General features: G+C 69.1%; 4 protein-coding genes. 3 read left to right on the top strand and 1 reads right to left on the bottom strand.

Features of this window, described 5'->3' with window-relative positions; genetic code table 11:
- Positions 1 to 556, top strand: a 556-nt coding sequence (locus tag KYY02_RS33410; RefSeq protein WP_371244758.1) for a helicase associated domain-containing protein, incomplete at its 5' end; no start/stop codon positions are given.
- Positions 557 to 885: 329 nt separating this feature from the next.
- Here the strand turns inward: KYY02_RS33410 and KYY02_RS33405 are convergent.
- Positions 886 to 2,028 (bottom strand): FAD-dependent monooxygenase, encoded by a 1,143-nt coding sequence (locus KYY02_RS33405; protein ID WP_371244756.1) that lies wholly within the window; start codon positions 2,026 to 2,028, stop codon positions 886 to 888.
- Between the two features lie 165 nt (positions 2,029 to 2,193).
- Here KYY02_RS33405 and KYY02_RS33400 point away from each other — a divergent pair, with 165 nt between their 5' ends.
- Both KYY02_RS33400 and KYY02_RS33395 read left to right on the top strand, forming a co-directional pair.
- Complete coding sequence (locus KYY02_RS33400; RefSeq protein WP_371244754.1) at positions 2,194 to 2,529, top strand: ArsR/SmtB family transcription factor; 336 nt, start codon at positions 2,194 to 2,196, stop codon at positions 2,527 to 2,529.
- Positions 2,530 to 2,912: 383 nt separating this feature from the next.
- On the top strand, positions 2,913 to 3,296 hold a 384-nt coding region (locus KYY02_RS33395), incomplete at its 3' end, for a hypothetical protein (protein ID WP_371244749.1).

Genomic DNA, 3,296 nt, shown 5'->3' with positions numbered 1-3,296 from the left:
GGACTGGCAACGGCATTACCGCGTCCTCGCCGACCTCGTCGAGGACGAGCCCGGTGGAGTGTTGCCCGACATCCAGCCGGGCGTGCTCATGGACGGCGACGACATCGGGCGGTGGCTTCAGCGGCAGAAGAACCCGGGCACCTGGAAGCTGCTGTCGACCGAGCAGCAGAAGCGGCTGACCGCGCTGGGCATCAAGGCACCGTCTCCCGCCCCCGCTCCCGCCCCGGCGGAGGCAACTCCGGTGGCAGCCGGCGCAGCGAAGGTCCCAGGGAGGGCCGGGAGCAAGGCCCAGGCGGCGTTCCAGCGCGGCCTGGCGGCCCTCGCACAGTGGGTCGAGCGGGAAAGCTCGGACCGGCCGGTGCCAAGGGGCCACAGCGAAGAGATCACGGTCGACGGCGAGGCGGAGCCGGTGACCGTCAAGCTGGGCGTATGGGTATCCAACACACGCGCGAGGCGGGACCGGCTGACCACCGATCAGCTCGCCGCGCTCGCGGAGCTGGGCATGGACTGGGCAAGGCCGGTAACGGTCCCGCAGCCCGCCCCGGACAGCCCCTGACCGCCTTCTTGGGCCGTGACCGGACCCCAGGCCGTCATGGCAACGCCCGGGGCCTCGCGCTGTCTGCAGGTTCAGGCTGTGAGCTTTTTGGGCACCCGTACGCCTTGTCCGCCCAGCACCTCACCTCCGCGTCGCGGGGGCGTAGTCACGGCAGCACGCTTGTCGTGGCGAGCGCCGGGAACGGTGGGTGAGGCCGACAGCAGCCGACCTGCCGCATCGGCGATCACCTACCACGCCGAGCCGGGCTCGTCGGACATGGCGACGCCGACCCGGCTGAGAGCTATCGCGGAGCTGCACAACGACCGGTGACCGGTCGTTGCGGACTCGGTCTACCGGTTCGCGGCTTCGCGAGAGGCGATCCGGTTCGTGCGACCGACCGCGCGGCCCACCGCGTTGCGCACCGCGAGGCCCTGCCGGGTTCGGGGCACCAAGAGCCTGGAGAGCAGACCGACGCGTCGCTGCCGCGGACCTACTTCACGGCGGAGCCGCGACTCGTAGGCGGCGAAGGCGCGGGCGTGATCACCGGGGTGGGCGGTGATTTCTTCTGCGAGGGCGTACGCGCCCGCCATCGCCATGCTGGACCCGTCGCCCAGCAGGGCTGTCGCCGCCGCCGCGTCCCCGAGTAGTACGACCCGTCCGCGGGACCATGAGGGCATCCTGACGGTGGTCAGGGGGTCGAAGAACGGAGCCGGGTGGTCAAGGAACGCCGCCACGAGTTCCGGTGCCCGCCACGGCACGTCGGCGTAGGCGTCGGCGACGGTCTGCTTGTGAAGGGCGATGTTCTTGCGGTCGTGGGGTGTTGGCTGTTCGGCCCGGAAGGTGAAGATCGCGAGCGGAGTGGTCCGCGAGGGGTGGACGACCAGCATCCGGTTCGGCACGGTCAGCATCGTTATCTCACTCGGGTCCTCGATGGCGTCAGGTTCCAGCGGGACGGTCGCGCCGAACAGGCCCAGGTCACTTGCGAATTGCCGCTCGGGGCCGAATACCAGGCGCCGTACGGTGGAGTGCATCCCGTCGGCGCCGACTACCAAGTCGAAGCGCCGTGGCGCGGACCGCCGGAAGGTGACGTCGACCCCACCTCCGTCCTGGTCGAGAGCGGTGACCGTGTCGTCGAACAAGAACTCGGCCTCGGTCTGCGCCGACCGGTGGAGCACCTCGGACAGGTCGGCTCGGGTCACCTCGACCGTCGCCGCCTCGTGCGAGGTGAGCGGGAGTTGCAGGATTCGCCTGCCGCCGGGGTCGAGCACGGTCAGCGACCGGCTGCGGGTGGCGAGCTCGCGGAGCTGCGGAAGGATGCCCATACGGTCGGCGACCGGGATCGCGGGCCCCTTCACGACGATCGCGCTACCACCGGAGCGCAGCTGCCGGGCATGTTCGACGACCGTCGGCCGGTATCCATTCCGGGAGAGCCAGTACGCGAGTGCAGGCCCCGCGATTCCGGCACCGACTATCAGCACCTCGGGCTTCTTCATGACGATGACCTCTCGGAGTGTCGATGACCAGGTCCCGGCGAGCGCCGGGCCGCGGGAAGCGGCGGCACGGGGCAGCGCAACCGGAACCGAGGTACGAAATTTTTCGTACCTCAGTGGAGCACATCCTTCAGGTATGATTCAAGTCGTACCTGAAGGGGGTGCCGCATGGCCGGGAAGAACCTGGTCGGCCCGGAGACCGATGCGCTTGATCTGGGTGCGGTGTTTCGCGCCCTCGCCGACGAGCACCGTCGTTCGGTGATGACACAGTTGGCCGCCGACCACAGCGACAACGAGCGGGGCTGCAACTCGTTCGATCTCCCGATCTCGAAGCAGACCCAGACCCACCACTTCCGCGTCCTGCGCGAGGCAGGTCTCATTGACGAGATCGACTACGGCAACCGCAAGGGCATCCGCCTACGACGCGCGGACATCGAGAAGAGATTCCCCGGGCTGCTCGCCCTCCTGGGAGCAGAGCCCGCAGGCGATACCGCTCCTCGCTAAGCACAGGTGGGCACAAGTGTTCGCCCTGCGGTCCCTCGGCTCCGGAATCATGTGCTCGATCCGGCGTCTTCGCGCAGACAGCGCCCGTTACGGCGAGAGTTGCACGCCTTGTCACCGCTGACGCGACCGAGCCAGATGCGGGTCTGCTCGCCCTGCGAGCGAATACTGCAACTCTCGAATACCGACACCCCATCAGTGGGCGAGGGTCACCACCGAAGCCATCATCGGCGCCGTCACCGGCTCCCTCACGGCGCCCCAGACGATGCCGCTGGGCCGCTACGACGCCGCGGGCCGCCTCCAGTACACCGGGCGCAGCACCACACTGCCCCAGGCCGCCGGCGCGTCGGCTCCGGTGGGATCTGTTGCTGGACCCAGTCGCGGTCATGTTCGCCTTGGCCGTGGCAGGCGCGCAGCAGGACGTCGTTCCAGTCGCCGAGGCCGGGGTGAGGCAGGAACTCGAGGACTGCGTCGCGAAACCATCCGGTGAGGAGCGCGTCGTCGTCGGTGATGCGGTCCTGGCCGCCGCTGTCGACGTGGCCGCCGACCAGCTGGCCGAGCCGGGCACCCGGCTCCAGGTCTCCATTCCACTGGTAGTCGACGGCTTCGAAGACCCGCCAGGTCTGTTCGGTCCAGTGGCCGTCGTCGCACGGCTCGCTGCTGATGCCCCAGCCCGCACCGAGTCAGAGGGCCTGCCACATCTGCATGCCCTTGTTGCTGACGAACTTCCTGCCCGTGATGCCCGCCAGGCGGGGGAGTGTCTAATCAAC

It is taken from the genome of Streptomyces pimonensis (assembly GCF_041380215.1).
Lineage (GTDB): Bacteria > Actinomycetota > Actinomycetes > Streptomycetales > Streptomycetaceae > Streptomyces > Streptomyces pimonensis.
This window is presented reverse-complemented; position numbering and strand designations above follow the sequence as displayed.

Bases quoted from the DNA above. Each gene is read 5' to 3' on its own strand.
- KYY02_RS33405 (WP_371244756.1), bottom strand. From the start codon at position 2,028: ATGAAGAAGCCCGAGGTGCTGATAGTCGGTGCCGGAATCGCGGGGCCT.
- KYY02_RS33400 (WP_371244754.1), top strand. From the start codon at position 2,194: ATGGCCGGGAAGAACCTGGTCGGCCCGGAGACCGATGCGCTTGATCTG.